This is a genomic window from Paraburkholderia sp. CNPSo 3272 (assembly GCF_024206495.1).
Taxonomy (GTDB): Bacteria; Pseudomonadota; Gammaproteobacteria; order Burkholderiales; family Burkholderiaceae; genus Paraburkholderia.
Genome location: NZ_JAMBPQ010000113.1, coordinates 1 through 643, shown reverse-complemented (window position 1 = coordinate 643; position 643 = coordinate 1). Strand labels below are relative to the sequence as shown.

At 62.8% G+C, this 643-nt stretch carries 1 pseudogene; it reads left to right on the top strand.

The window, feature by feature from the left end:
* Positions 1 to 106 precede the first annotated feature (106 nt).
* Positions 107 to 643 (top strand): annotated as a pseudogene (locus tag M3I53_RS38040) (helix-turn-helix domain-containing protein); the annotation flags it as partial.

Genomic DNA, 643 nt, shown 5'->3' with positions numbered 1-643 from the left:
TGTACGGGCTAAGTTGTAGTGTCCGCTTTTAGCCAAGTTCAGATGTCCGCTTTTTGGACGATCGTAAGCTAACAGATCGCTGGGAATCCAGTGTTTGGGAGCTTTAATGGCGGCAACAGAACGGATAACAATGACGATGCGCGAGCTGGACAGATTGAAGCTCATTCAGGACGTGGTGGACGCACGGCTCAAGCCGCTGCGCGCAGCGCAGCGGCTCGGGCTGACGACCCGGCAGATTCGCCGGCTGGTTGGCCGGTTTCGTGAGCACGGGCCGCAAGGCCTCGTGTCGCGGCGACGCTCGCGGCCCAGCAACAACCGGCTAGACCGCGTAACGGCAGACCGGGCGCTATCGATTGTCCGTGAGCGTTACGCCGATTTCGGGCCCACGCTGGCCGCGAGAAGCTCCGGGAATGCCACGGCATCCAGCTGGCGAAGGAGACGTTGCGCAAACTCATGATGGACGCAGGACTATGGGTTGCGCGCCGGCAGCGGCCGCCGAAGATCTATCAGCCGCGCGCACGGCGTACGTGCCTGGGCGAGCTCATCCAGATCGACGGCAGTGAGCATGCGTGGTTCGAGGACCGGGCGCCGCAATGCACGCTGCTGGTGTACGTGGACGATGCGACGAGCCGGCTGATGGAAC